The sequence below is a fragment of the Stenotrophomonas sp. TWI1409 genome, from assembly GCF_039673015.1.
Lineage (GTDB): Bacteria > Pseudomonadota > Gammaproteobacteria > Xanthomonadales > Xanthomonadaceae > Stenotrophomonas > Stenotrophomonas maltophilia_A.
This window is the reverse complement of record NZ_JBDJKU010000021.1, coordinates 22,101-46,092: the sequence shown is the minus strand read 5'-3', so window position 1 is coordinate 46,092 and position 23,992 is coordinate 22,101. Positions and strand designations below refer to the sequence as shown.

The following is a 23,992-nucleotide window of genomic DNA, read 5'->3' as shown; positions in this document are numbered from 1 at the left end:
TCCCGCGCCCTCAGAGCGCGGCTTCGGCCTTCAGTGACGGCCAGTTGCGGGTGGCGTCCACATCGCAGGCCACATGCGTGCCCTTGCCATCCTTCGCGCAGAGCGCCGCCATGGCCTGCGGGATCTTCGGGTCGGCGGTATGCGAATACACCGCTGCCAATGCCAGGCACCCTTCGCGGACACCGGCGCCGCACAGCGTCTCGAAGTAGGGCAGCGACGCGGCCCATTTCTCGGCCTCGAACAGGGCTTCGCCGGCAACCTTGCAGCCCAGCAGCTTGCCCTCGGTGCAGCAGGCGTTGGCGCCGTCCTTGCGTGCCAGGGTGGGGCAATCCAGTGGCAGCGGGATCTCCACAAACGCCACCGGCGGCGTGCAGCTGGCATTGTCTGCGGCGGGCTTGCGCTCGTAGTAGGCGAAGCGGTTGCCGCCGTCGACGCTGGCGAGGTTTCCGTTCTTCAGCGGTTGCAGCACGAAGTCGCTGCCGACATCGGGACGGATGAGGATGCGGCCGTCCTGCAGGCGCGCGCGCAGGCGCTGGTCGCGGCCCTCGGCCTCAACCAGGCCGCCATCGAGGAAGCGCAGCTGCGAGAGCACACCGTACTCGGCTTCATAGCTCCCACACGGCAGCGCAGTGGCCGGCACCGGAGCCAGTGAAGCGACCGGCGCAGCGGCCAGGCTGGCAAGCGCCTTGGCGCGACCGCAGGCCACGCCATCGGCGCGCTGCGCGCACGACAGCTGCAGTGCTTCGTGGGCCTGCGAAAGGCGCCCGCCACTCCACAGAACCTCGGCAACATCGGCGCAGAACGTCTCGCCGTGCTGTTGCCGGCACAGTGCGGCCAGCTCATCGAGCTGCGCGAACGGCAACACGGGATCGACCGAATGCTGCAGACCCAGCAGGGACTTGCCGATCATCTCCAGCCCGACCACCTCGGCGATCGCTCTGCAACCCTCGGCGTTGAAGGACGCGGAATCCTCCTTGCAGATCTCCGGCTTCGGCGGCTCGGCCCGTGCAGGCGCCGGGGCAGCGTCCTTGGCCTGCTGCTGGTAGGTCTCCAACAGCTGGGAGCAGGCCGCGCCCACGCCCTCGACGCACCAGGCGTGCAGCTTCACCGGTGCGGCCTCGGGCAGCGCCTCCAGGCACTCGGAGGTGTTCATCACGCAACCATCTTCGATGGGCTCTGGCATCGTCTTGCAGGCGGCGGCGTGCTCACGGGTGAACTCGCGATAGGGCGTGTTGATCGTGCGGTCGTTGTCCGAGAAGAACCAGTTTTCCAGGCGTCCCGTGGACAGGTTGCCGGTGCCGAGCACGTCTTCCTGGCGGGCGATGCGCAGTTCCTCGGTGGCCTGGTAGGGACCGGACAGGAAGGCGTGGCCTTCGCTCTCGATGGTCAGCGTGATAGTGCCGTCGCTGTCCTTGTAGGTGCCGCAGGCCATCGATTGCGCGGCAGCCGGCAGGCTGGCCGAGGCCAGTGCGAGCAACAGCAGAGAGCGCCAGCCCGCAGCGCGGGGGCGGAGGGAAACAGCAGCATGCATGGGGTCATCCTTGAAGGAGGCAAAGCAGGACCTGTCCGGTGCAGGGCGCACCACAGGCAGGAGAAGACGCCACGCCTCAGGCGTGGCGCCGGAAGGTCAGAGCCAGTCGCGCGGCACCAGGTAATCGGCCAGGCGTGCCTCGGCGCTACCCGTTTCCGGGGTGAAGCCGTACTCCCAGCGCACCCGCGGCGGCAGGCTCATCAGGATGCTTTCGCTGCGGCCACCACTCTGCAGGCCAAACAGCGTGCCGCGGTCGTAGACCAGGTTGAATTCCACATAGCGGCCGCGTCGGTACAGCTGGAACTCTCGCTCGCGCTCGCCGTAGGCGGTGTCCTTGCGCTGCTGCACGATCGGCAGGTAGGCATCCAGGAAGCCATCGCCGACCGCACGCAGATAGTCGAAATCGCGCTCGAAGTCACCGTGCAGGTCGTCGAAGAACAGGCCGCCGACGCCGCGCGTTTCATTGCGGTGGCGCAGGAAGAAGTACTCGTCGCACCAGCGCTTGTGCGCGGCATAGCGTTCTTCGCCGAACGGGGCGCACAGGTCGCGCGCGACCCGGTGCCAGTGCTGCACGTCCTCGTCGAACGGATAGAACGGGGTCAGGTCGAAGCCACCGCCGAACCAGCTGGCCACCACTTCGCCGTCGCGCTGCGCCTGGAAGAAGCGCACGTTGGCATGGGTGGTCGGCACGTAGGGGTTGAGCGGGTGGAACACCAGCGACACGCCAGTGGCACGCCAGGAGGCGCCAGCCAGTTCCGGACGGTTGGCCGAGGCCGATGGCGGCAGGCGGCTGCCGGCCACGTCGGAGAAGCCGATGCCGGCCTGCTCGAACACCGCACCGTCGCGCAGCACGCGGGTACGCCCGCCACCGCCCTCGGCACGCTGCCACAGGTCTTCCTGGAAGCGGGCCTGGCCATCGACGGCCTCGATCGCCGCACAGATGCGGTCCTGCAGGTCGGTGAGGTAGGCGCGCACGCGCTCGAATTCGTTCATGGCGCGTACTTTACCGCAGGGCCCGCCCGAAGCTGCGGACAGGCCCTGGCCTGCTCAGCGCTTGCGGTTGGAGTTGCGCGGCGCCGGAGCGTCGTCCTCGGCTGCCTCATCAACCGCCTTCTGCAGGGCACCACCCAGCGTGATCAGCTCCCAGTTCTGGGTGCCGAGCACGTCGCAGGCCACGTGCAGGCCGCTGCGGTCGGCCTTGCAGAGCTGCTCCAGGGTTGCCCGTGCGTCCAGTTCCGCGCCGTTGCCCTGCGCGGTCACCAGGTTCTCGCACCCTTCGCGCACGCCGGCGCGGCAGACCGTGGTGTAGTGCCCGGCAGCCTGCAGCCAGTCGCCGGACAGCGCAAGGCGGTTGCCGAGAATGTTGCAGCCCTGCAGCTTGCCCTGCGCGCAGCAGGCTTCGGCACCGCCCTCGTTGGCCAGCGCCAGCGGGCAATCCTGCGGCAGTGGCAGCACCTTGAACTGCTTCGGTGCACTGCACCGGGTCGGGCCCTCGCCGGTGGGGACGAACACCTGGAAGCGGGTCCAGTTATCCAGGCCCAGCAACTGGCCGCCGGGCAGCGGGCGCAGCACGAAGTCGCCGTCCCGGTCGTGGTGGATGCGGATGTCGCCCGCTTCGACGCGTGCGCGAAGATGGCTGCTCCAGCCCACACCGACCAGGCCGGCGTCACCGAAATCCAGCGTGTCCATCAGGCCGCCGTCGGACCGGTAATTGCCGCAGGGCAATGCAGTCGCGGGCTGCGGTCGCAGCGATGCGCCCACTGCCTGCAACGCCGGCAGGCGCTCGCAGGTGGCGGTGTCATTGCCGGGGGTGCAGGCTGCAGTCAGGGCCTGCACCGCCTGCTGGGGATCTCCCGCGTCCCAGGACAGCTCAGCCACGCGGGTGCAGAATCCGCCGTGCGGTACCTCGCGGCACAACCGCAACAACTGTTGCCGCCGCTCAGCTGGAATGATCACCGGCACGGTCGGCGCCGTCATCGTCACCATGGCTTCGGTCATGGCGGCCGTCATCGCGGCCTTGACCAGCTGCTCCTGCACTGCCGGGTTGGCCTCGAGTGCCGCGGCACACGCCGGGGTTCCCTGTTCGAAGCCACCGTTGTCACAGGCAGCGGGGAGTTTGATGCCAGACAAGGCGGCGTCGAGCGCTGCCTTTGCCAGGGCGGGATCGGCCTCGACCGAGGGTTTGGCCTCCTCGTGCCAACGATCAGCCAGTTGCAGGCACATGCCGGGCACGCCTTCCCGACACCCTGCTTCCAGGGCGGCCAGGGTCGCTTCGCGACGGTTGTCCAGGCACGCCGCCGCATCAGCCAGGCAGCTGCCTGCAGCCGGCGTGGCGGCTGCGGCGCACTGTGCGGGCGCCTGCAGGAGGTAGACCGTGCCATCCACCTCGACCGTGCGGCCACGATCGCGCACTTGCAGCGCGCTGGGCAGGCCGTACTCCAGGTTCACCAGTTGCAGCTTTCCGTCGATCTGCTGGAACGCGACCGGAGACGGCGCACTGCCGAAGTGCTTCTGCTCGCCGCGGTTCGGTGAGCTGATGCGCAGCGTGCCGCTGCCTTCGTCGGCCTTGAACAGGCCGCATTGTGGCGACTGTGCGGCGGCCATCGGCGCGGCCAGCAGCAGGGCCCAGGCCAGCCAGCGGCGGCGCGGTGCGGGTGAATGCATGTCGTCTCCTTGACGATCGAACGGGAAGCTCCTGGCGCTACGGCGAACCCTGGCCCTCGCGCGGGGGCGTGCATTGTGCCGTGCCGGGCACGAGCTGGTAACGCTGGTAGGCCGTCTGGTTGTCCATGCCGAGCAGGTCGCCGTTGCCGAGCTGGCGCAGCACAAGAGTTTCGCCGTTCTGCTGCAGCTGGACGGCGCCTTCGTGCAGGCGGGCACGCGCGCCATCACCGAAGTCGAGCATGTCGATCACGCCACCGTCGGCCTGGTAACGGCCGCACGGCACCTGCTGCAGCGGAACCAGGCGCAGGTCGGTGCCGAGGCCACGCAGTGGCGCGATACGCTCACAGGCACTGACGCGGCCTGCATCGCAGACCACCTGCAGGGCCTGCACTGCCAACGCAGGTTCCAGCGCGTTCAATTGCTGCGCGGCCACTTCCACGCAGAAGCGGCCACTGCGGTGCTGCAGGCACCGCTGCTGCAGCTGATCGCGTGCAGCGGCCGGAAGCGGCGAATCCAGTGTGTCTTCGTCTTCCTGCTGCAGGCGTTGATTCACCCGCTGCATGGCGGCAGCCAATGCATCATTGGTCAGCGCCTCGCAGGCCTGCGGGTCATGCCCGGGCGTGTATTCGCGGCAGGCAGGCGGGCGTTCAAAGCCCGTGGCACCAACGTCGTCGGTGGCCTTTGCTGGGCTGCCATCCCGCAGTTGTCGCAGCAGCGCCGAGCAGCCTGCGCCAACGCCTTCGTCGCACGCGCGCTGGGTCTGGCCGGGCGAAGCCGCAGGCAGCTGCGCAATGCAGTGGCTGCCGGCGGCGCGGCAGCTGCCGGCAATCGCGGCGGGTTCGCTGGCGCAGTCCCGGGACTGGCGCAACGTGTAGACCACCAAAACCTCGTCTTCGATGCGCTGCCCATCGGCGCTGATCCGGACCGGCAGTGCCACGCCATCGTCGAGCATGACCAGTCGGGCCTGCGCCGCACTGCGATCGACCCACAGCGGCTCCGGCTCGCTGCCGTCGTCGCGGCGGTAGCCGGTGCTGGGTGATGTGAATATCAGCGCCATGCCACCGTCGGTGCTGCGGTATTCGCCACAGCGCAGCGCATCGGCGGCGGCAGGCAGCGCGGCGAACAGCAGCAGCGCGGGGAGAAGGGTCAGCAAGCGCATGCGACGGTCCTTGTCGTACGGGAAAGGGGTGTGGCTCAGTGGAAGCGCGAGCGGATGTCTGGTCGCAGCAGGCGCCAGGCCAGCCAGCCCTGCAGGCCGAGGAGTACGAACGACATGGCCACCATGGTCAGCGTGATCAACCAGCGTTTCAGATGGAGTTCCTGTTGCAGGACGGCGTCGTCGGAGAGAAACGGGATGACGTCGCGCATGAACACGTCCAGCCACCCGGCGATCGCAAAGTTGGTCAATGCACTCATCAGCAGGATCGCCACAAAGCTCCACAGGCCCCAGCTGCGCTCGCGCAGCAGTCCCCAGCTGGCCAGTGTCGAGGCAAGGCACAGCAGTGCGACGATCATCGACGCGGCCACCGGATGCGCCAGAAGCCAGATCAGGCTGTGCAGGTGCTGGAGTTGTACTTCCCTCTCAACCAGGTGCCAGATCGGAAGGTTGTGCAGCGGCCACAGCAGCAGTCCCTGCATCACGAAGTAGACCGTGAGCAGCAGTGACAGCCAGAACGAGGCGTGTGCGATCGGGCGCACCCAAGCGTGATAGGTCGGTTGGACCAGCGAAGGAATCGGCGGGATCGACATTGACATCCGGTGTCCTTGCAATCGGTGCCCGCGCGCTCAGCGGGCCGTCACCCGGGTGGCGACGGCCGGCAGGATATGGTGTTCGCTCAGCGGTGCCAAGGGCAGGCCGTGCGGTGGCTGCAGCGGCACCCAGGCCAGTTCGGCGATCTCCGCGCGTGCCTGTGGCATGCCGTCCACCTGCACCCACCAGGCCTGGGCCTGCACGCGGTGGCCAGGCTCGTTCACCGCCCAGTCCTGGAACGTGCCCAGCGCGATGGAGGCATCGGTGCACAGCTGCACGCCGAGTTCCTCGTCCAGCTCACGGGCCAGCGCCTGCAGTGGCGCTTCGCCGGGTTCGGGCTTGCCGCCGGGCTGGATGAAGCGGCTGGCGCCGTGTTTGCGCACCACCAGCGCCCGGCCGCGGTCATCCAGGATGACCGCGGCCACGATATGGATCGTGGCCGCGGCGTTGCTCACTTCAGGTTCTGCTCGAACAGCTTGAGGATGCGCTTGTACTGGTCCAGCCAGGAATCGGCGCGGACGTAGCCGTGGCGCTCCAGCGGGTACGGAGCGATCGACCAGTTGTCCTTGTGCAGTTCGATCAGGCGCTGGGTCAGGTTCACCGAGTCCTGGAAGAACACGTTGTCATCCATCATGCCGTGGGCGATCAGCAGGTTGTCCTGCAGGTTCTGCGCGTACTCGATCGGCGAGGACACGCGGTACGCCTCCGGATCGATGTCCGGGGTATTGAGGATGTTGCTGGTGTAGCCATGGTTGTACTGGTGCCAGTCGACCACCGGGCGCAGCGCGGCGCCGGCCTTGAACGTGCCCGGCGAGCGGAACAGCGCCATGAAGGTCATGAAGCCGCCGTAGGAACCGCCGTAGATGCCGGCGTGGTCGCGGTCACCCTGCTGGGTGTCGACCAGCCAGTCCAGGCCGTCCTTGTAGTCTTCCAGTTCCGGGTGGCCCATGTTGCGGTAGATCGCCGTACGCCAGTCGCGGCCGTAGCCCTCGCTGCCGCGGTAATCCATGTCCAGCACGATGTAGCCCTTCTGCACCAGCAGGTTGTGGAACATCTGCTCGCGGAAGTAGGCCGGGTAGCGCTGGTGCACGTTCTGCAGGTAGCCGGCGCCGTGCACGAACATCACGATCGGGTACTTCTTCCCCGGTTCCTTGTTTTCCGGTTCGTAGTACTTGGCCCAGACCACGCCGGCGCCATGCTTGGACGGCACTGCCACCAGCTTCGGCTGGATCCACTGGCGCGCCTTGTAGTCGGCGGTGCGGGTGTCGGTCAGCACGCGGGCCTGGCCACCGGTGCTGGGCAGCACGGCCAGCTGCGGCGGCAGGTAGGCGCCGGAGTAGCGCACCAGCAGCTGCTGGCCGTCCGGCGACAGCGAGAAGTCTTCCACGCCGTTGAGGCTGGTCAGCTCGCGCACCTGGCGGCTGCCGGTGTCGACCGCGCAGACTTCGTAGTCATGCGGGGCCTGCTGGTTGCACAGGAAGTAGAAGCCCTTGCCATCGGCCGACGGCACCGGTGCCGAGGTTTCCCACTTGCCGCTGGTCAGCGCCTGCGGCTTGGCGGTGCCGGCCTGGGTGTACAGGTGCGAGAAGCCCGATTCCTCCGACAGCAGCCACAGCGTGCGGCCATCGGCCATCCAGCCGAAATCGTTGAAGCCCCAGTTGATCCAGCCGTTGTCGGTCAGGCGATGGCGGTTCTGCACGCGGCCATCGGCAGCGTTGACACTGATGATCCAGCGGTCCTTGTTGTCGTTGGCACGCAGCATCACTGCGGCCTGCTGGCCATCGGGGCTCCAGCGGATGCCACCGCCCATGAAGTCGCTCATCACCTGCAGGCTGCGCTCGCCCTTCAGCGCGTCCTTGCCGGCCTTGCGGCGCAGCTCGGCCAGCGGATCGGTGCTGATGCCAGGCAGGCCGGCCAGCGAGACCTTCTCGGCCTTGCCGGTGCGCACGTCCACGTACCACAGGGTGTGCGGCTCGAAGCCGTTACGGCCGACGCGGGTGCGGGTGTCTTCGGTTTCCTCGTAGCCCGACTCGGTCACGTACAGCGGCATCTTGCCGCCGCGGCCGTCATCGAAGTCCTTCGGCTTGGTCACCACGATCAGGTGGGTCAGGTCCGGCGACAGCACGCTGTCGGCGATCTCCACGTCGGTGCCCAGGTACACCGGGCCCGGCGCGCGGGTCGGGTCGGCCTGGCGCCAACGCTGGTCCTGGTCCTTCAGTGCTTCGCGCTGGTCGCGGTCGCGGCGCAGGGTTTCCAGCGTGCGCAGCTGCTGGTCACGCAGCACGTCGGCCTTCGGCGGCGTGCGCGGATCCTTCTCGGCCTTCAGGCTGGCCACCTGCTGCACGCCGCTCGCGGCGGTCCAGTGGAACCAGTTCTGGCCAACGCGCCAGATCACGCCATTGTCGGCAGCAAAGTTCACGTTGCCCGCGCGCTCGTTGCTGCGGGTCAGCTGGGTCAGCGCGCCGCTGCGCAGGTCGCGCACGAACACGTCGCCATTGCGGACGAAGGCGCTGCGGCTGCGGCTGCGGTCGTAGACCGGCTCGGCCACGTCCAGGGTGCCGCGCTGGTCATCGGCCACCTGTGCGGCCACGCCACCCGCCACCGGCTGGCGGAACGTATCGCGCACCGGGCTGCCGTTGCGCTTGAGCTGGTATTCCACCTGCTGGCTGTTCCACGACCACCAGGCCTTCTCGACCGGCGGACCGATCCAGTCCGGGTCGGCCATGGCCTGTTCGATGGTGATCGGCGTCGGCGCGGCATGCGCAGCCGGTGCGGCCAGCACGGCCGACAGCAGGAGGGACAGGGGCAGCACTCGGGACATGGGCGGACGGCACCAGAAGAGGAAACCGGCCAAGCGTAGCAGCCGCAAGGGCCCGGGGCAGGGGCCACAGGTCATGGCGGCGGGATTGGCAAAGTGGTGCAACCGGTGGCCGGGGTTGCGCATCCATTCTTCTGAACCCGCATCATCCACCGAACAGGAGCCCGACCATGCAGGAACTGATCCCGATCACCCTCTTCATCTGCATCGCCTACGCGATCCATGCCATTGCCGATGCCCGCGCCCGCAGCAAGCTGGTGGCCCCGCACGTGCCGGAGGAAGTGATCCGCTCGCTGGCCGTGCTGGAAGAAGAACGCCGCCGCCAGGGGGCGCTGCGCTGGGGCATCAGCCTGGTCTGCCTGGCGTTGGCCATGGCCCTGCTGGAAGCCATCGGTGCCCGTGACCTGACCTTCGGTGCCGCCGCCGCGCTGGTCGGCAGTGCTGGCCTGGGCCAGCTGCTGGCCTGGCACTTCACCCGCCCCGCCGCACGCAAGGGCTGAGTCGGCCCATGTCACGGGCACAGGGGGCGCCCCGCAGATGAGCCTGCTCGGCGAAGCATTGTCGGCACTGCGGGGCCGTCGCCGCCACGATGCAGCGGCGACGGCGGCACCCGCCGCACCGCTGGATGCGGACCAGGCCCTGGTGCGGGCCATCATCGATGGCTCGCAGGCGGCGTTTTCGCAGCTGGTCGAGACCCACCAGCGCACCTGCGCACATGTGATCGGGCGCATGGTGGGCGACCGCGATCAGGTGGCCGACCTGCTGCAGGAGACCTTCCTGGCCGTGTTCCGCCAGCTGCACCGCTTTCGTTTTGAATCCTCGCTGCGCACCTGGGTTTCCCGGGTGGCCTACACCACCGCGCTGCAGCACCTGCGCCGGCGGCGGCTGGAGGCGCAATGGATGGTGGCGGTGGAGGTGCCGGAGGAACTGGGAATCGGCGATGAAGGACCGGGGCCGGCTGAACTGAGCGAGGCGCTGCAGGCGGGGCGCCATCTGGGCGTGGCGCTGGAGCGGTTGAGTGCACCGCAGCGCCTGATCGTCGGCCTGCACTACCTGGAGGACTTCGACCTGGTCGAGATCGAGCAGGTGACCGGGCTGGCACGCGGTACCATCAAGAGCCACCTGCACCGCGCGCGCCAGGTCCTGAAGCAGGAACTGACGCGGCATGCCGCCGCCGGAGAACTGCTGTGAGCCCATCGACCGACCCTCGCGATGCGGAAGAACGCGCGCTGGCGCAGGCGTTGCGTGAGCAGACACAGCAGGAAGAAACGCCGGATGTGAGCGAGGCGCTGCAGAAGCGCATTGCCGCTGAATCGCGCGATAGTGGCGTGGGCTATGTGGTGATGCAGGTGGTGTTGTTGGGGGCGTTGGTGGCGGCGGCTGTCTGGTATTTCTGGCACTGAGGCACCCTCCGGGCGGTGGGCCGCTCCAGTCGCTGTTGGTAGATGCCGACCTTGGTCGGCGTCTGGGCGTGTGTGCCAACCAAGGTTGGCAGCTACCAGAACGGTTGACCCCTGCGACAAAGTGAAGCAGCGCGTCACCCGGTCGCATCCCACCTTAACGAAATCCTCCTAAAGTGGTCCGGTATCCCACCGGTCACAGGCAGGAGGCGTCCCTTGGACGCGTTGTTGTTGTCCCGGATCCAGTTCGGATTCGTCATCAGTTTCCACGTGCTGTTCCCCGCCTTCACCATCGGTACGGCCAGCTGGCTGGCCTTCATCGAATGGCGGTGGCTGCGCACGAAGTTGCCCGTGTGGCGCGAGCTGTATTTCTTCTGGCAGAAGATCTTCGCCGTGTCGTTCGGCATGGGCGTAGTCAGCGGCATCGTCATGGCCTTCCAGTTCGGCACCAACTGGCCACGATTGAGCGAGGTGGCCGGTACGGTCATCGGTCCGTTGCTGACCTATGAGGTGCTGACCGCGTTCTTCCTGGAAGCCAGCTTCCTCGGCGTGATGATGTTCGGCTGGGGCCGGGTCTCGCCGCGCCTGCATTTCCTGTCCACCTGCATGGTGGCGCTGGGCACGCTGTTCTCCACGTTCTGGATCCTGTCGTCCAACAGCTGGCTGCATACACCGGCCGGCTACGAGATGGTCAACGGCATCGTGCATCCGGTGGACTGGTGGCAGGTGGTGTTCAACCCCTCGTTCCCCTATCGCCTGGCCCACATGGCGCTGGGCTCGTTCATCACCACCTGTTTCGTGATCGGTGGCGTCGGCGCGTGGTACCTGCGCAAGGGCACACATGTCGAGGCCGGACGGCGCATGCTGATCGCGGCGGTGGCGTTCGCGGCGCTGACGGTGCCGGTACAGATCTTCGTCGGCGACATGCATGGCCTGAACACGCTCAAGCATCAGCCGATGAAGATCGCGGCGATGGAAGCGCACTGGCATGAAACCCAGGAAGGCGAGGGCGTGCCGCTGGTGGTGTTCGCGCTGCCGAACGAGAAGGAAGAGCGCAACGACTTCGAAGTGGCGATTCCGAAGCTGGGCAGCGTGATCCTCACCCACAGCCTGGACGGCACCTTCGATCCGCTCACCTCGGTGCCGGCCAGCGAACGGCCGCCGGTGACGCCGGTGTTCTTCGCCTTCCGCATCATGGTTGGGCTGGGCACGCTGATGCTGCTGCTGGCCTGGGTGTCGGCTTTCCAGCTGTGGCGCAGGAAGCTGCTGGATTCGCCGTGGCTGCTGCGCGGCTGGAACTGGATGCTGCCGAGCGGCTTCATCGCGCTGCTGTCGGGCTGGTTCGTCACCGAAATGGGGCGCCAGCCGTGGGTGGTCTATGGCGTTCTGCGCACCGCTGATGCGGTCGGCCCACAGAGCGCGTGGATGACCGCGCTGTCGCTGGGTGTCTACGTGGTCGGCTACGCATTCGTATTTGGTTGGGGCATCTGGTACCTGGTGAAGATCCTGCGCCATGGGCCGCAGCCGTATGCCGAGGGGCCATCGCTGGACCACGGCAGCCATACCCCGGCACGTCCGTTGTCGGCCGCCGACGAACCGCTGGAGGAGCGCTGACATGGACCTGATGACCTGGCTGCCGGTGGCGTGGTTCGCGGTGATCGGCTTCGGCGTGCTGATGTACGTGGTGCTGGACGGCTTCGTGCTCGGCATCGGCATCCTTGCCCCGTTCGCCGAGGACGAGGAACAGCTGGACCTGATGATGAACACCGCCGCGCCGATCTGGGACGGCAACGAGACCTGGCTGGTGCTCGGTGGCGCTGGCCTGCTGGCGGCCTTCCCCAAGGCCTATGCGGTGCTGCTGTCGGCGCTGTACCTGCCGGTGCTGCTGCTGGTGGTGGCGCTGGTGTTCCGCGGCGTGGCCTTCGAGTTCCGCTTCAAGGCGCATCGATCGCGCCGGTTGTGGAGCGTGGCGTTCGGCCTCGGTTCGCTGCTGGCCACGTTTGCCCAGGGCGTGATCCTTGGCACCCTGGTGCAGGGCATCCCGCTGGTGGACGGTGTCTATCAGGGCGGGCCGTTTGCCTGGTTCAGCCCGTTCGCGATGCTGACCGGTGCCGCGCTGGTGGCCGGCTATGCGCTGCTGGGCAGCACCTGGCTGATCCTGAAGACCGAAGGTCGCGTGCAGGCGCTGGCGCGGCAGATGACCCGGCCACTGGTCGTGGCGGTGATCGCGGCGATGGGCCTGGTCAGCAGTTGGCTGCCGTTCCTCGATTCGCGCCTGATGGCGCGCTGGTTCAGCGACGGCAACTTCTGGTGGCTGTCGCCGGTGCCGCTGCTGACCCTGGCGGTAGCCGCCGCGCTGTGGCGCAGTGCCACCCACCCGCGCCGCGACCTGCCGCCATTCCTGCTCAGCCTGGCCCTGTTCGTGCTCGGCTTCCTCGGCCTGGTGCTGGGCATGTGGCCCTATCTGCTGCCACCGTCGATGACCTTGTGGCAGGCCGCCGCGCCGGCGTCGTCACTGGGCTTCACGCTGGTCGGGCTGGTCATATTGCTGCCGGTCATCCTCGGCTATACGGCGTGGTCCTACCGGGTATTCCGTGGCAAGGTGCACGCAGACACCGGTTACCACTGATCGATTGAAGACGGGGCCTGCCGGTGCCGGGCCCCGTGTTGGGGAATGTGAAACCTGCACACCCTGCGCGGGACGTGCTAGCGTGCGCTCCTTTCCGGCGGCCAGGGGGGCAGCCGGCGACGTCCTGGACGGACGCACGGCTGCAGGAACGGGGGGCCGCCGCGCGTCGCCGTAATGGCTCGTGCCTATCGTTCTCCCGTTGAAGCACCATCGCTAAATGATCGAATTCTCCATCGTCGACTGGGCTGCCTGGGCGCCCGGCCTGAGTGAGCGTAGCCAGTGGCTGGGCTGGGCCGATGCGCCGTACCTGCCGCACGGCGCGGACACGCCGGCGCTGGCCGAGGTGCCGGCGATGCAGCGCCGCCGCATCGAGCGGCTGGGCCGGATGGCGATCCAGGCCGCGTGCTGGTGCGAGGACGGGCAGGGCGCCGACAGTGACGTGCCGCTGGTGTTCGCCAGCCGCCACGGCGACGTGGCCCGTTCGATGGACCTGCTGGGCGCGCTGGTCGGCGACCAGCCGTTGTCGCCGACCGGATTCGGCCTGTCCGTGCACAACGCGATTGCCGCGCTGTATTCCATCGCCCGCGGCCACCGCGGCAACTACCTGGCGCTGGCGGCGGGCCAGGCCACGGTGGAGACGGCTTGCCTGGAGGCCGTCGGCCTGCTGGCCGACGGTGCCCGCGAGGTGCGGGTGGTGGTCTATGAGTCGCCACTTCCGGAAATTTACGCGACGTTCGCCGACGAACCCGACCCGTTCTTTGCCTGGTGCTGGCGCCTGACCGCCCCGGCAGAGGGCCGGCCGACGCTGTCGCTGCAGTGGCAGCCGGCCGACGCCCAGGCCAGCACTGCGCCCGGCCTGCTGCCGCACGCGCTGGACCTGCACCGTTTCCTGCTGTCCGGCGCGCCGGCGCTGGAGCACGTGGCCCAGGGCCAGCGCTGGCGCTGGGGGCGCCGTGGCTGAGGCGCTGCGCCGCCTCGATCATGCCTGGCGGGTGTTCGGCACCGGCCTGAGCTTTGTCGCATTTGGCCTGGGCGGCCTGCTGCTGGGCGTGCTGGTGATGCCGGTGCTGCTGCTGATGCGCGACCCGGTGGTCCGCCGCCGCCGGGCCCGCCGCGTGGTCCAGGCCGCCTTCGCCAGCCATCTGCGGCTGATGCGCGGGCTGGGGGTGATGACCTACGAGATCGAGGGCGGCGAACGCCTGCAGCGCGACGGCCTGCTGGTACTGGCCAATCACCCGACCCTGATCGACGTGGTCTGCCTGATCTCGCTGCTGCCCAACGCCGACTGCGTGGTCAAGCGGGCCGTGGCCTGCAACCCGTTCATGCGCGGCCCGGTACGGGCCGCCGGCTACATCTCCAATGACGATGGCGCCGGCCTGGTCGATGACTGCGTGGCCGCGGTGCATGCCGGCGGCACCCTGGTGATCTTCCCGGAGGGCACCCGCAGCGTGCCCGGGCAGCCGCCGCGGCTGCAGCGTGGGGCCGCCAACATCGCCGTCCGCGGCCGGCTGGACATCACCCCGGTGCGGATCACCTGCAGCCCGCCAACGCTGACCAAGGGGCAGAAGTGGTATCGTGTCCCCTCACGTCGCTTTCACGTTCGGCTGCAGATCGGCGAAGATATCCCGATCGCGCCATTTCTGGCCGAAGACGACTCGCCAAGGGGGGATGCCTTGGCAGCCCGTCGCGTCACCGAGCACCTTTCTCGTTATTTCGACCTGTCTGGAGATCCGAACCGTGCAAGCACTTGAGCACGAGATCAAGGAATTGATCATTTCCTCCCTTTCGCTGGAGGACATCACGCCGGAGGACATCGATCCGACCGCCCCACTGTTCGTCGAGGGCCTCGGCCTGGATTCGATCGACGCGCTGGAGCTGGGCCTGGCGCTGCAGAAGAAGTACGGTGTGAGCCTCTCGGCCGATTCGGAAGAAACCCGTCGCCATTTCTCCAGCGTGCGCGCGCTCGGCGAGTTCGTCGCCGCCCGCCAGTCGTAACGGTGCCAGGACCTGCCATGACCAAGAATGAACTGTTCGAACGCATCGTCAGCATCCTGACCGACAGCTTCGAGATCGAAACCGCCCGGATCACCCCCGAGGCCCGCCTGTACGACGACCTGGACATCGACAGCATCGACGCGGTCGACCTGATCGTTCAGCTGAAGCCGTTGCTCGGCCGCAACCTGCAGCCGGAAGCGTTCAAGGCTGTGCGTACCGTGCAGGACATCGTCGATGTGGTGCACAGGCTGCTGCCGGACCAGGCAGCCGCCTGACCGCAGCGTCGGCGGCTCCACCATGGCACGCGCACGCACGGTCGTGGTGGCTGCGATCTCGCTGGCCTACCCGGTGCTGGTGTACCTGGCGATGGGCCGCTTCGAGCCACGCTGGCTGTCGCTGCTGCTGTTCACCCTGGCCCTGCTGCGCGCGCTGAGTACGCGCCAGCCGCTGTGGTGGGCTGCGGCCGCCGGCACCGGCCTGCTGGCGGTGCTGGCCACTGTGCTCAACCAGGCCCTGCCGCTGAAGCTGTACCCGGCGCTGGTCAACGCAGTGATGCTGGCGGTATTCGGCACCAGCCTGCGTTTCGGCCCGCCGCTGGTGGAACGCCTGGCACGGCTGCAGGAACCGGACCTGCCCCCGTTCGCGGTGGCCTATACCCGCCGCGTCACCCAGGTGTGGTGCGGCTTCTTCGTTCTCAACGGCAGCCTGGCCCTGCTGACCGCGCTGTACGCGTCGGACCGGGTCTGGATGCTCTACAACGGATTGTTGGCGTACGTGATGATGGGCGTGTTGTTCGCAGGTGAGTGGCTGGTGCGGCGGCGGGTGAAGGCGGCGCACGCGCATGGCTGAGTGGATTGCCCTGGACCGGTTGCTGCTGGAGGCGCGGCCGCATCGAAGTGTTGGCGTCTGCGATGGCGAGGTGATCGACCACGCCCGCTTCCGCCAGCGCGTACTGGCCTGGCGCGCCGCGTTTGCGGCGGCCGCAGGCCGTGACTGGGCCCTGTATTTCGATGATGCGGTGGCCTTTGCCGCTGCGTTGTTCGGTGCCTGGCATGCCGGCAAGCGGGTGTTCCTGGCTGCCGACAACCTGCCGGCCACGCTGCAGGCGCTGCAGCCGCAGGTGAGTGGTTTCGCAGGCGACGTGTCCGCCGATTATCGTCCGCTGGCGGCGCTGGACGCCGCACCGGACGAGGGTCTTCAGGCGCTGGACGAGCGCGCCTGCGAGCTGTGCGTGTTCACCTCCGGCAGCACCGGACAGCCCAGTGCGATCAACAAGCGCATGGACCAGCTGACGCGCGAGGTGGACGCACTGCAGGCTGCGTTCGGCACGCAGCTGGAAGGCGTGCAGGTGCATGGCACGGTGTCGCACCAGCACATCTATGGCCTGCTGTTCCGCGTGCTGTGGCCGCTGGCTGCCGGCCGCCTGATCCATCCACGCCGGTTCTTCCACGAAGATCTGGTGGGTGCGCTGGCCGGTACCGATACGGTGCTGGTCGCGACCCCGGCCCACCTCAAGCGCCTGCCCGAGCAGCTCGACTGGGCCAGCCTGCATGGCCGCCTGCGCGCGGTATTCTCCTCTGGCGGCCCGCTGCCGGAAGAAGCCGCACGCCAGGTGCGGCAGTGGCTCGGCGTGGCACCGACCGAGGTCTATGGCAGCAGCGAGACCGGCGGCATCGCCTGGCGCCGCTGGGACACCGACCTGCCGCCGTGGCAGCCGCTGCCCGGCGTGCAGTGGCGCATCGAGGAGGGCTGCCTGGCGGTGGCCTCCGCACATCTGGAAACCCCGGATTGGTGGCGTACCCAGGACCGCGTTGAAGCGTTGGCCGATGGCCGCTTCCGCCTGCTGGGCCGCGCCGACCGCATCGTCAAGATTGAAGAGCGCCGCGTTTCGCTGGATGCACTGGAACGTGCGTTGCGCGAAGACGCCGAAGTGGATGACGTGCGCGTGCTGGTGCTGCCCGGGCAGCGCGAGCAGCTGGCCGCGGTGGTGGTACCGGCCGACCCGACGCTGCTGGAGGGCGGTGAGGCCGCGCGCCGCGCGCTGGGCCAGCGCCTTGGCACACGCCTGGCACAGGCTCATGACGCGGTCACCCGGCCGCGCCGCTGGCGGCTGGTGCCGGCGCTGCCGATCAACGCACAGGGCAAAGTCACCCAGGCGGCACTGGCAGCGCTGTTCCAGCCGCTGATGCCGGTGCCGGTCTGGGATCACCGCGATGCGGCCAGCGCCACGCTGCGGATGACCCTGGACCCGGCGCTGCGGCCGTTCCAGGGCCACTTCCCGCAGGCGGCGATCCTGCCCGGCGTGGCGCAGCTGGACTGGGCGGTGCGGTTTGGCCGCCAGGTGTTCGCCATGCCGGCAGTGTTCCTGCGCATGGATGCGGTGAAGTTCCAGCACGTGGCCCGCCCGGGCGATGAGCTGACCCTGCAGCTGGACTGGGATGCCGCACGCAACGTGATGGCCTTCCGTTACACCTCCAGCCACGGTGTGCATGCCAGCGGCAAAGTGGTCTTCGCCGATGCGGACTGATCCGGCCGTTGCCGGTGCCGCGTTCGCGCCACTGGTGGTGATTCCCGTCTACGACCACGAGCACGCCATCGCGGCGGTGGTCGACGGCGTGCAGGCCGCCGGCCTGCCATGCCTGCTGATCGACGATGGCTCGCATGAGGCGTGCGCGGCAGCATTGCGTTCGCTGGCACAGCGCCAGGGCGTCGACCTGCTGCGCCTGGACGTCAACCAGGGCAAGGGCGGGGCGATGCTGGCCGGTTTCGCCGAAGCCGGCGCGCGAGGCTACAGCCACGTGCTGCAGATCGATGCCGACGGCCAGCACGATACCCGCGATCTGCCACGCTTCATCGAAGCGGCGCGCGCCCATCCCGAGGCGGTGATCTGTGGCATTCCGGCCTACGACGCCAGCGTTCCCAAGGCGCGCCTGTATGGCCGCTACGCGACCCACATCTGGGTCTGGATCAACACGCTGTCGCTGCATCTGCGCGACACCATGTGCGGCTTCCGCGTGTATCCGCTGCCGCCGGTGCTGCGCCTGATCGGTGAAGAAACCATCGGCCGGCGCATGGATTTCGATACCGAAGTGATGGTGCGCCTGTACTGGCGGCACCTGCCGGTCGAGCACCTGGCCACGCGCGTGACCTATCCATCCGATGGCGTCTCGCACTTCGATGTGTGGCGCGACAACGTGCGCATCAGCCGCATGCACACCCGCTTGTTCTTCGGCATGCTCTGGCGCGCACCGCGCCTGCTGTGGCGCCGCCTGCGGGGGCAGCGCTGAGATGGCGGCCGCACAGGGTGCCCCGCACTGGGCCGACATCGGCGAATCCACCTCGGTGGCCGGCGTGCTGTTCCTGTGCTGGGTGCACCGCTGGTTCGGGCGCTGGCCGTTCCGCCTGTGCGTGTGGCCGGTGGTGGCCTGCCATTGGCTGGGCAACCGCGTCGGCCGCCAGGCCTCGATGCAGTACCTGCAGCGGCTGCAGGCATACAGCGGCGTGCTCGGCCGCACGCCGACCCGGGGTGACAGCCTGCGCCACTTCTTCGCCTTCGCCGATACGATGCTGGACAAGATCCTCGGCCTGGGCGGGCGCTATCCGGCCGAACGCATCCACCTGCATCGCGACCTGGTGCTGGAGAAGATCGCGCGCCGCGAAGGCGGGCTGATCCTCACCGCGCACATCGGCTGCCTGGAGCTGTGCCAGGTACTGGCCGAACAGGTGCCGGGGTTCCGCATCACCGTGCTGGTGCACACCGCGCATGCGCAGCGCTTCAACCGCCTGCTGCAGCGGCTGGACCCGCTGGCGGCGGTGGAGCTGGTGCAGGTAACCGAAATGGGCCCGGCCACGGCAGTGATGCTGGCAGAGCGCGTGGCGGCCGGTGGCTTCGTCGCCATCGTCGGCGACCGCACGCCGGTGCAGGGCGGCCGCAGCGTCACCGCCGATTTCCTTGGCCACCGCGCGCCGTTCCCGATCGGTGCCTACGTGCTCGCCGCCGCGCTGGGCTGCCCGGTCTACACGATGGCCTGCCTGCACCAGGGCGAGGGTTATCGCGTGGCGTTTGAACAGTTCGCCGAACGCATCGTGCTGCCGCGTGGCTCGCGCGATGCCGCACTGGCCGAACAGGCACAGCGCTTCGCGCGCTGGCTGGAACTCCAGGTCATCCAGTCCCCGTTGGACTGGTTCAACTTCTTCCCCTTCTGGGATCAGGCTCCGCATGACGACTGACGCCGTACCCGTGTGCCGCTTTGGCGATGCACCGTTGACCATTGAAGACGTGGTTGCTCTGGCCCAGCGCCAGTGCGAGGCCGCACTGAGCGACGCGCCGGCGTTCCGCGCGCATATCCAGCGCGGTGCCGACTTCCTCGACCGCCTGCTGCGCGAGGACGGCGTGATCTACGGCGTGACCACCGGCTACGGCGACTCGTGCACGGTGAACATCCCGCCGGCGCTGGTGGCTGAGCTGCCGCACCACCTGTACACCTACCACGGCTGTGGCCTGGGCCGTTACCTGGACCCGGTCGAGACCCGCGCGGTGCTGGCTGCGCGCCTGGCGTCGCTGGTGCGTGGCATGTCCGGTGTCAGTGTGCCGCTGCTGGAAGGCCTGGCCACACTGCTGCAGCACGACGTGCTGCCGATGATTCCGGCCGAGGGCTCGGTGGGTGCCAGCGGTGACCTGACCCCGCTGTCGTACGTGGCCGCGGTGCTGTGCGGCGAGCGCGAGGTGCTGCACGACGGCCGCGTGCAGCCGGCGGCGGATGTGTTGGCGAAGATCGGCATGACCCCGTTGAAGCTGCGGCCGAAGGAAGGCCTGGCGATCATGAACGGTACCGCCGTGATGACCGGCCTGGCCTGCCTGGCCTGGCAGCGCGCCGATTACCTGGCGCGCATGGCCACGCGGCTGACTGCGTTCAACGTGCTGGCCAGCGACGGCAACGCGCATCACTTCGACGAAACCCTGTTCGCCGCCAAGCCACACCCGGGCCAGGGCCGCATCGCCGCGCGCCTGCGCAGCGACCTGCACAGCGAGCGTCCGCCGCGCAATGAACAGCGCCTGCAGGACCGCTACTCGCTGCGCTGCGCGCCGCATGTGATCGGCGTGCTGGAAGACAGCCTGCCGTTCCTGCGCCAGCTGATCGAAACCGAGCTGAACAGCGCCAACGACAACCCGCTGATCGACGCCGATGGCGAGCGCATCCTGCACGGCGGCCACTTCTATGGCGGCCACATCGCGCTGGCGATGGACACCCTGAAGAACACCGTGGCCAACCTTGCCGATCTGCTCGACCGGCAGCTGGCGCTGGTGGTTGATGCCCGCTACAACCACGGCCTGCCGGCCAACCTGTCGGCGGCCACCGGCCCGCGCGCGGCCATCAACCATGGCCTGAAGGCGCTGCAGATCAGCGTTTCGGCGTGGACCGCCGAAACGCTGAAGCAGACCATGCCGGCCAGCGTGTTCTCGCGCTCCACCGAATGCCACAACCAGGACAAGGTCAGCATGGGCACCATTGCCGCGCGCGATTGCCTGCGCGTGATCGAGCTGACTGAACAGGTGGTGGCCGCGATGCTGGTCGCTGCCCGCCAGGGCCTGGCGCTGCGCGAACGGGTTGGCATGAACGCGCAGCTGCATGGCAGTCTGGCCGACATGTACGCCGACCTGGGGCAGCGCATCGCCCTGGTTGAAGAAGACCGCGCGCTGGATCGCGAACTGCGGGAACTGCTGGTGGAGATCCGCGCGCAACGTTGGGAGCTGTATGCCGGTGAATGAGGCAATCGAACTGGTCGGCGAGATTTCGCTGACCCCCGCCTTCCATGACTGCGATCCGATGAACGTGGTCTGGCATGGCAACTACTTCAAGTACTTCGAGATCGCGCGCTGCGCGCTGCTCGGGCGCTACGACTACGACTACCCGCAGATGCTCGAATCGGGCTACCTGTGGCCGGTGGTCGATGCGCGGGTGAAGTACGTGCGTCCGTTGCTGTTCAACCAGGCCCTGCGCGTGATCGCGCGCATCGTGGAATGGGAGAACCGGCTGAAGATCGAGTACGAAATTCTCGATGCGCAGAGCGGCCAGGTGCTGACCCGTGCGATGACCATCCAGGTTGCGGTGGACGCGACCAGCAAGGAAATGCTGTACCAGTGCCCGCCGGTACTGTGGGAACGCCTGGGAGTGCCTGCGCCATGAACCGAGCGAACCGTTTCGCCCGTGCGCTGCTGTGCGCGCTGCTGCTGGCCGCACCGCTGGTGCAGGCGGCCGACCCCGCCATCGATGCGATCACCCAGGCGGTGGCGCGGCCGGACGTGCTGCGCGGCCAGTTCAGCCAGGAAAAGCAGGTCAGCGGCTTCAAGAATCCGCTGCGCTCGCAGGGCCGGTTCGTGGTCGCGCGCCAGCACGGTGTGATCTGGACCACGCTCAAGCCGTTCCCCTCCGAGGTGGTGGTCACCGCCGACCGCATCCTCAGCCGCCAGCGCGATGGCAGCACCCGCGTCGAACTCGATGCACGGCAGCAACCGGCGATGCGTTCGGTGAACGCGATCATGTTCGCGCTGATGAGTGGCGACGTGCAGGCGCTGTCCAGCCAGTTCAACGTGGCGGCCAGCCGTGAAGGACAAGGCTGGCGGCTGCGCCTGACGCCGAAGTCGGCGATGCTGGCCAAGGCTTTCGAATCGCTGACCCTGCAGGGCGACCGCTACGTGCGCCAGGTCGAGATCGTGGAGGCCAACAAAGACCGCACGCAGATCCAGTTCAGCGCGTTGAGCGAGACGCCGGCCACGCTCAATGCCGACGAGGCCCGCCGCTTTGAGTGAGGCCGCGGCATCGAACGCACCGGACCGGTTGCGGCGCTGGTGGCACTGGCTGGGCATCGCCTGGCTGCTGGTGCTGGTGGTACTGGGCGCGCAGCAGTGGCACCTGTGGAGCCAGCAATCGCGGATCGACACCGACATCCTCGCCCTGCTGCCGCAGGACGCACACGACCGCCTGTTGAGCGACGTCACCCGGCGCATCGCCGACGGCAGCTCGCGGCAGGTCGTGGTGCTGCTCGGCAGCAAGGACAGCGCCGCCGCCAAGCGTGCGCAGGCGGCTTTTGCCGCGGCCATGGCCAAGGACGCCGATCACGCCCTGCTGGTACCCAGCGGCTCGATCGAAGGCTGGTTCGATGAGGCGCGCGCGTTCTACGCGCCGTACCGTGACCGCCTGCTGACCCCGGCCCAGCGCGAGCAGCTGCAGGGCAGCGAGCCGGGCGCGCTGGCAGAACAAGCGTTGGCTGCGCTGTACGGCCCGATGGGCGCGCCGCGCCTGACCGACTGGCGGCAGGACCCGTTGTCGCTGTGGCCGCAATGGTGGCAGCAGCAGGCGCAGGGTTCGGGACTGCGGCTGGGCGATGACGGCCTGCTCGAAGCCGAGGACAAGCATTGGGCCGCGCTGCAGTTCGACACGCCGGGTTCGGCGTTCCAGCTCGACGGCGAACGCCATCTCGATGGCCTGCTGGAACGTGCCGGGCAGGCAGCAAAAGCGGCCGCTCCGGATCTGGAGATCCTGCATGCCGGCGTGCCACTGCACGCCGAAGCGGCCGCGGTGCAGGCCAACCAGGAGATCAACACCATCGGTTGGGGGTCGCTGGCGGCGGTGCTGCTGCTGGTGTGGCTGGCATTCCGCTCGCTGCGGCCGATCCTGCTGGTCGCCGCCTCACTGCTGATCGGCTGTGGCGTGGCGCTGGCAGTGACCGTGCTGGTGTTCGGCAAGGTGCACGTGCTGACCCTGGTGTTCGGTGCATCGCTGGTGGGCGTGGCCGAGGATTACGGCATCCACTGGTTCGCTTCGCGCCAGGCCGAGCCGGCCGATCGTCGCTGGAAGCTGCTGCGGCACCTGTTGCCGGGCCTGTGGCTGGCGTTGCTGACCAGCGCACTGGCCTACCTGGCCCTGGGCCTGGCCCCGTTCCCGGGCCTGCGCCAGATGGCGCTGTTCTCGGTGGTCGGCCTGGCTGCCGCCTTCCTCACGGTGATCTTCTGGTTCCCGTGGCTGGATGGTGGCGAGATCCGCCAGACCCGCTTCTCGCAGTGGCTGGGCAACACGCTGGAGCGTTTCCCGCGCCTGCATGGCCGCCGCGCGGTGACGATGTTCGTGGTGATCACGCTGGCACTGTCTGCCATCGGCATCGCGCGCCTGCAGAGCAACGACGACCTACGCAGCCTGCAGTCGTCGCCGCCGGCATTGATGGCGCAGCAGATCCGCCTGAGCCAGCTGCTGGGCATGCCCAGCCCGGCGCAGTTCTACCTGGTGCAGGGTGCCGATGCCGCGCAGCTGCTGCAGCGCGAAGAAGCGCTGACCGAACGCCTGCGTGTATTGGCCAACGACAAGCGCATTGGTGGCTATCGCGCGATCAGCGATTGGCTGCCGTCGCCGTCGCGGCAGCAGGCCGATGCCGCGCTGACCGCGAGGGTGGAACCCGGCGTGCTGTCGGCCGTGTCCGAGGCCGTCGGCGAGCCGCTGCAGCGACCGCAGTTCGCGGCCGCACCACTCAGCGCCGAAGCCTTCCTGGCCTCGCCGGCCTCGCAGCCGTTCCGTCACCTGTGGGTGGGTGAGGTCGGTGGACAGATGATCAGCGTGGTGATGGTCGATGACCTGTCGCGCGCCGATGCGCTGGCCACCCTGCAGGGTGCGGCCGAAGGCCTGCCGGGCGTGCGCTGGGTGGACCGTACTGCCGACTTCTCCACGCTGCTGGGCCACTACCGCAAGCTGATGGGTGGGCTGCTGCTGGTCGGCATCGCGCTGGTGTTCGGCGCGCTGTGGCTGCGCTACCGCCGCCAGGCCTGGCGCGTGTTCGCACCGACCCTGATTGCCGGTGCCTTGACCCTGGGCCTGCTGGGTCTGTTCGGCCAGCCGCTGCAGCTGTTCAACGTGCTGGCACTGATGCTGCTGCTGGGCATGGGCATCGACTACGGCATCTTCCTGATCGAGCACCGTGGCGATGCCAGCGCCTGGCTGGCAGTGTGCGTGGGCGCGGCCAGCACCTGGCTGTCGTTCGGCCTGCTGGGCCTGTCGCAGACCCCGGCGCTGCGCGCGTTCGGCCTGACCCTGCTGTTCGGCATCGGCCTGGTCTGGTTGATCTCGCCGCTGTTCCGGCCGCCGCCACATGACCTGCCGCCAGCTTGAACCTGTCTTCCGACTTCCTTCTTTCCACCTGATCGAGCAACAAGGAC

Annotated in this window: 24 protein-coding genes; 17 read left to right on the top strand and 7 right to left on the bottom strand. The window is 68.3% G+C overall.

Translation table 11 applies throughout. From position 1 onward, the window contains the following. Positions 1–10: 10 nt before the first annotated feature. The 7 genes from ABE423_RS09135 to ABE423_RS09105 form a co-directional block, all read right to left on the bottom strand. Positions 11–1,531 (bottom strand): hypothetical protein, encoded by a 1,521-nt coding sequence (locus ABE423_RS09135; RefSeq protein WP_346485803.1) that lies wholly within the window; start codon positions 1,529–1,531, stop codon positions 11–13. Positions 1,532–1,627: 96 nt separating this feature from the next. Further along, a complete protein-coding gene (gene hemF, locus ABE423_RS09130; protein WP_346485801.1) occupies positions 1,628–2,524 on the bottom strand; it encodes an oxygen-dependent coproporphyrinogen oxidase in 897 nt (298 codons plus the stop codon). Between the two features lie 54 nt (positions 2,525–2,578). Then, on the bottom strand, positions 2,579–4,195 hold the full coding sequence (locus ABE423_RS09125) for a hypothetical protein (RefSeq protein ID WP_253143658.1): 1,617 nt from the start codon (positions 4,193–4,195) through the stop codon (positions 2,579–2,581). Positions 4,196–4,232: 37 nt separating this feature from the next. Further along, positions 4,233–5,354: a hypothetical protein gene (locus ABE423_RS09120; RefSeq protein ID WP_346485799.1), complete on the bottom strand. Its 1,122-nt coding sequence runs from the start codon at positions 5,352–5,354 to the stop codon at positions 4,233–4,235. Positions 5,355–5,389: 35 nt separating this feature from the next. Beyond that, complete coding sequence (locus tag ABE423_RS09115) at positions 5,390–5,950, bottom strand: hypothetical protein (protein WP_049398641.1); 561 nt, start codon at positions 5,948–5,950, stop codon at positions 5,390–5,392. A gap of 30 nt (positions 5,951–5,980) precedes the next feature. Beyond that, the gene (locus ABE423_RS09110) at positions 5,981–6,400 is read right to left on the bottom strand and encodes an NUDIX domain-containing protein (RefSeq protein WP_125893345.1); all 420 of its coding nucleotides are present in this window, start codon (positions 6,398–6,400) and stop codon (positions 5,981–5,983) included. Continuing rightward, on the bottom strand, positions 6,397–8,766 hold the full coding sequence (locus ABE423_RS09105; RefSeq protein WP_125893347.1) for a S9 family peptidase: 2,370 nt from the start codon (positions 8,764–8,766) through the stop codon (positions 6,397–6,399). The genes ABE423_RS09110 and ABE423_RS09105 overlap by 4 nt, the downstream gene beginning before the upstream one ends. A gap of 167 nt (positions 8,767–8,933) precedes the next feature. Between ABE423_RS09105 and ABE423_RS09100 the strand changes: the two genes are divergently transcribed. The 17 genes from ABE423_RS09100 to ABE423_RS09020 all read left to right on the top strand — a co-directional run bounded on the left by ABE423_RS09100 (position 8,934) and on the right by ABE423_RS09020 (position 23,945). Next, entirely contained in the window at positions 8,934–9,263 is a 330-nt protein-coding gene (locus tag ABE423_RS09100; protein ID WP_005414880.1) for a hypothetical protein, read from the top strand. Between the two features lie 37 nt (positions 9,264–9,300). After that, positions 9,301–9,954: a sigma-70 family RNA polymerase sigma factor gene (locus tag ABE423_RS09095; RefSeq protein ID WP_180837868.1), complete on the top strand. Its 654-nt coding sequence runs from the start codon at positions 9,301–9,303 to the stop codon at positions 9,952–9,954. Then, positions 9,951–10,166, top strand: a complete 216-nt coding sequence (locus ABE423_RS09090) for a hypothetical protein (protein WP_346485796.1) — start codon at positions 9,951–9,953, stop codon at positions 10,164–10,166. The genes ABE423_RS09095 and ABE423_RS09090 overlap by 4 nt, the downstream gene beginning before the upstream one ends. A 213-nt stretch (positions 10,167–10,379) precedes the next feature. Then, complete coding sequence (locus ABE423_RS09085) at positions 10,380–11,777, top strand: cytochrome ubiquinol oxidase subunit I (RefSeq protein WP_121504130.1); 1,398 nt, start codon at positions 10,380–10,382, stop codon at positions 11,775–11,777. Position 11,778: 1 nt separating this feature from the next. Next, positions 11,779–12,792, top strand: a complete 1,014-nt coding sequence (gene cydB, locus ABE423_RS09080; RefSeq protein ID WP_005414876.1) for a cytochrome d ubiquinol oxidase subunit II — start codon at positions 11,779–11,781, stop codon at positions 12,790–12,792. Between the two features lie 217 nt (positions 12,793–13,009). Continuing rightward, complete coding sequence (locus ABE423_RS09075; RefSeq protein ID WP_125893351.1) at positions 13,010–13,753, top strand: beta-ketoacyl synthase chain length factor; 744 nt, start codon at positions 13,010–13,012, stop codon at positions 13,751–13,753. Next, entirely contained in the window at positions 13,746–14,543 is a 798-nt protein-coding gene (locus ABE423_RS09070) for a lysophospholipid acyltransferase family protein (RefSeq protein ID WP_125893353.1), read from the top strand. Before ABE423_RS09075 ends, ABE423_RS09070 begins: the two co-directional genes overlap by 8 nt. After that, the gene (locus ABE423_RS09065; RefSeq protein ID WP_005411610.1) at positions 14,530–14,787 is read left to right on the top strand and encodes a phosphopantetheine-binding protein; all 258 of its coding nucleotides are present in this window, start codon (positions 14,530–14,532) and stop codon (positions 14,785–14,787) included. Before ABE423_RS09070 ends, ABE423_RS09065 begins: the two co-directional genes overlap by 14 nt. 17 nt (positions 14,788–14,804) lie before the next feature. Beyond that, positions 14,805–15,062: an acyl carrier protein gene (locus ABE423_RS09060; RefSeq protein ID WP_006402206.1), complete on the top strand. Its 258-nt coding sequence runs from the start codon at positions 14,805–14,807 to the stop codon at positions 15,060–15,062. 22 nt (positions 15,063–15,084) lie between these two features. Then, entirely contained in the window at positions 15,085–15,636 is a 552-nt protein-coding gene (locus ABE423_RS09055) for a membrane protein (protein WP_012512473.1), read from the top strand. Next, positions 15,629–17,314 (top strand): AMP-binding protein, encoded by a 1,686-nt coding sequence (locus tag ABE423_RS09050; protein WP_125893355.1) that lies wholly within the window; start codon positions 15,629–15,631, stop codon positions 17,312–17,314. The genes ABE423_RS09055 and ABE423_RS09050 overlap by 8 nt, the downstream gene beginning before the upstream one ends. Next, a complete protein-coding gene (locus ABE423_RS09045) occupies positions 17,304–18,074 on the top strand; it encodes a glycosyltransferase family 2 protein (RefSeq protein ID WP_071228592.1) in 771 nt (256 codons plus the stop codon). Before ABE423_RS09050 ends, ABE423_RS09045 begins: the two co-directional genes overlap by 11 nt. Position 18,075: 1 nt before the next feature. Beyond that, the gene (locus tag ABE423_RS09040; RefSeq protein ID WP_049424200.1) at positions 18,076–19,017 is read left to right on the top strand and encodes an acyltransferase; all 942 of its coding nucleotides are present in this window, start codon (positions 18,076–18,078) and stop codon (positions 19,015–19,017) included. Further along, entirely contained in the window at positions 19,007–20,557 is a 1,551-nt protein-coding gene (locus tag ABE423_RS09035) for an aromatic amino acid ammonia-lyase (RefSeq protein WP_180837869.1), read from the top strand. The genes ABE423_RS09040 and ABE423_RS09035 overlap by 11 nt, the downstream gene beginning before the upstream one ends. Beyond that, positions 20,544–20,975: an acyl-CoA thioesterase gene (locus ABE423_RS09030; protein WP_180837870.1), complete on the top strand. Its 432-nt coding sequence runs from the start codon at positions 20,544–20,546 to the stop codon at positions 20,973–20,975. Before ABE423_RS09035 ends, ABE423_RS09030 begins: the two co-directional genes overlap by 14 nt. Then, on the top strand, positions 20,972–21,598 hold the full coding sequence (locus ABE423_RS09025; RefSeq protein WP_180837871.1) for an outer membrane lipoprotein carrier protein LolA: 627 nt from the start codon (positions 20,972–20,974) through the stop codon (positions 21,596–21,598). Before ABE423_RS09030 ends, ABE423_RS09025 begins: the two co-directional genes overlap by 4 nt. Further along, positions 21,570–23,945 carry an MMPL family transporter gene (locus tag ABE423_RS09020; RefSeq protein WP_219630909.1) on the top strand — a complete coding sequence of 792 codons (2,376 nt, stop codon included), beginning with the start codon at positions 21,570–21,572 and terminating at the stop codon, positions 23,943–23,945. Before ABE423_RS09025 ends, ABE423_RS09020 begins: the two co-directional genes overlap by 29 nt. Positions 23,946–23,992: the final 47 nt, after the last annotated feature.

Bases quoted from the DNA above. Each gene is read 5' to 3' on its own strand.
- ABE423_RS09025 (WP_180837871.1), top strand. From the start codon at position 20,972: ATGAACCGAGCGAACCGTTTCGCCCGTGCGCTGCTGTGCGCGCTGCTG.
- cydB (WP_005414876.1), top strand. From the start codon at position 11,779: ATGGACCTGATGACCTGGCTGCCGGTGGCGTGGTTCGCGGTGATCGGC.
- ABE423_RS09105 (WP_125893347.1), bottom strand. From the start codon at position 8,766: ATGTCCCGAGTGCTGCCCCTGTCCCTCCTGCTGTCGGCCGTGCTGGCC.
- ABE423_RS09020 (WP_219630909.1), top strand. From the start codon at position 21,570: ATGCCGACGAGGCCCGCCGCTTTGAGTGAGGCCGCGGCATCGAACGCA.
- ABE423_RS09035 (WP_180837869.1), top strand. From the start codon at position 19,007: ATGACGACTGACGCCGTACCCGTGTGCCGCTTTGGCGATGCACCGTTG.
- ABE423_RS09095 (WP_180837868.1), top strand. From the start codon at position 9,301: ATGAGCCTGCTCGGCGAAGCATTGTCGGCACTGCGGGGCCGTCGCCGC.
- ABE423_RS09045 (WP_071228592.1), top strand. From the start codon at position 17,304: ATGCGGACTGATCCGGCCGTTGCCGGTGCCGCGTTCGCGCCACTGGTG.
- ABE423_RS09120 (WP_346485799.1), bottom strand. From the start codon at position 5,354: ATGCGCTTGCTGACCCTTCTCCCCGCGCTGCTGCTGTTCGCCGCGCTG.
- ABE423_RS09115 (WP_049398641.1), bottom strand. From the start codon at position 5,950: ATGTCAATGTCGATCCCGCCGATTCCTTCGCTGGTCCAACCGACCTAT.
- ABE423_RS09060 (WP_006402206.1), top strand. From the start codon at position 14,805: ATGACCAAGAATGAACTGTTCGAACGCATCGTCAGCATCCTGACCGAC.
- ABE423_RS09050 (WP_125893355.1), top strand. From the start codon at position 15,629: ATGGCTGAGTGGATTGCCCTGGACCGGTTGCTGCTGGAGGCGCGGCCG.
- ABE423_RS09100 (WP_005414880.1), top strand. From the start codon at position 8,934: ATGCAGGAACTGATCCCGATCACCCTCTTCATCTGCATCGCCTACGCG.
- ABE423_RS09055 (WP_012512473.1), top strand. From the start codon at position 15,085: ATGGCACGCGCACGCACGGTCGTGGTGGCTGCGATCTCGCTGGCCTAC.
- hemF (WP_346485801.1), bottom strand. From the start codon at position 2,524: ATGAACGAATTCGAGCGCGTGCGCGCCTACCTCACCGACCTGCAGGAC.
- ABE423_RS09030 (WP_180837870.1), top strand. From the start codon at position 20,544: ATGCCGGTGAATGAGGCAATCGAACTGGTCGGCGAGATTTCGCTGACC.
- ABE423_RS09040 (WP_049424200.1), top strand. From the start codon at position 18,076: ATGGCGGCCGCACAGGGTGCCCCGCACTGGGCCGACATCGGCGAATCC.
- ABE423_RS09125 (WP_253143658.1), bottom strand. From the start codon at position 4,195: ATGCATTCACCCGCACCGCGCCGCCGCTGGCTGGCCTGGGCCCTGCTG.
- ABE423_RS09135 (WP_346485803.1), bottom strand. From the start codon at position 1,531: ATGCATGCTGCTGTTTCCCTCCGCCCCCGCGCTGCGGGCTGGCGCTCT.
- ABE423_RS09075 (WP_125893351.1), top strand. From the start codon at position 13,010: ATGATCGAATTCTCCATCGTCGACTGGGCTGCCTGGGCGCCCGGCCTG.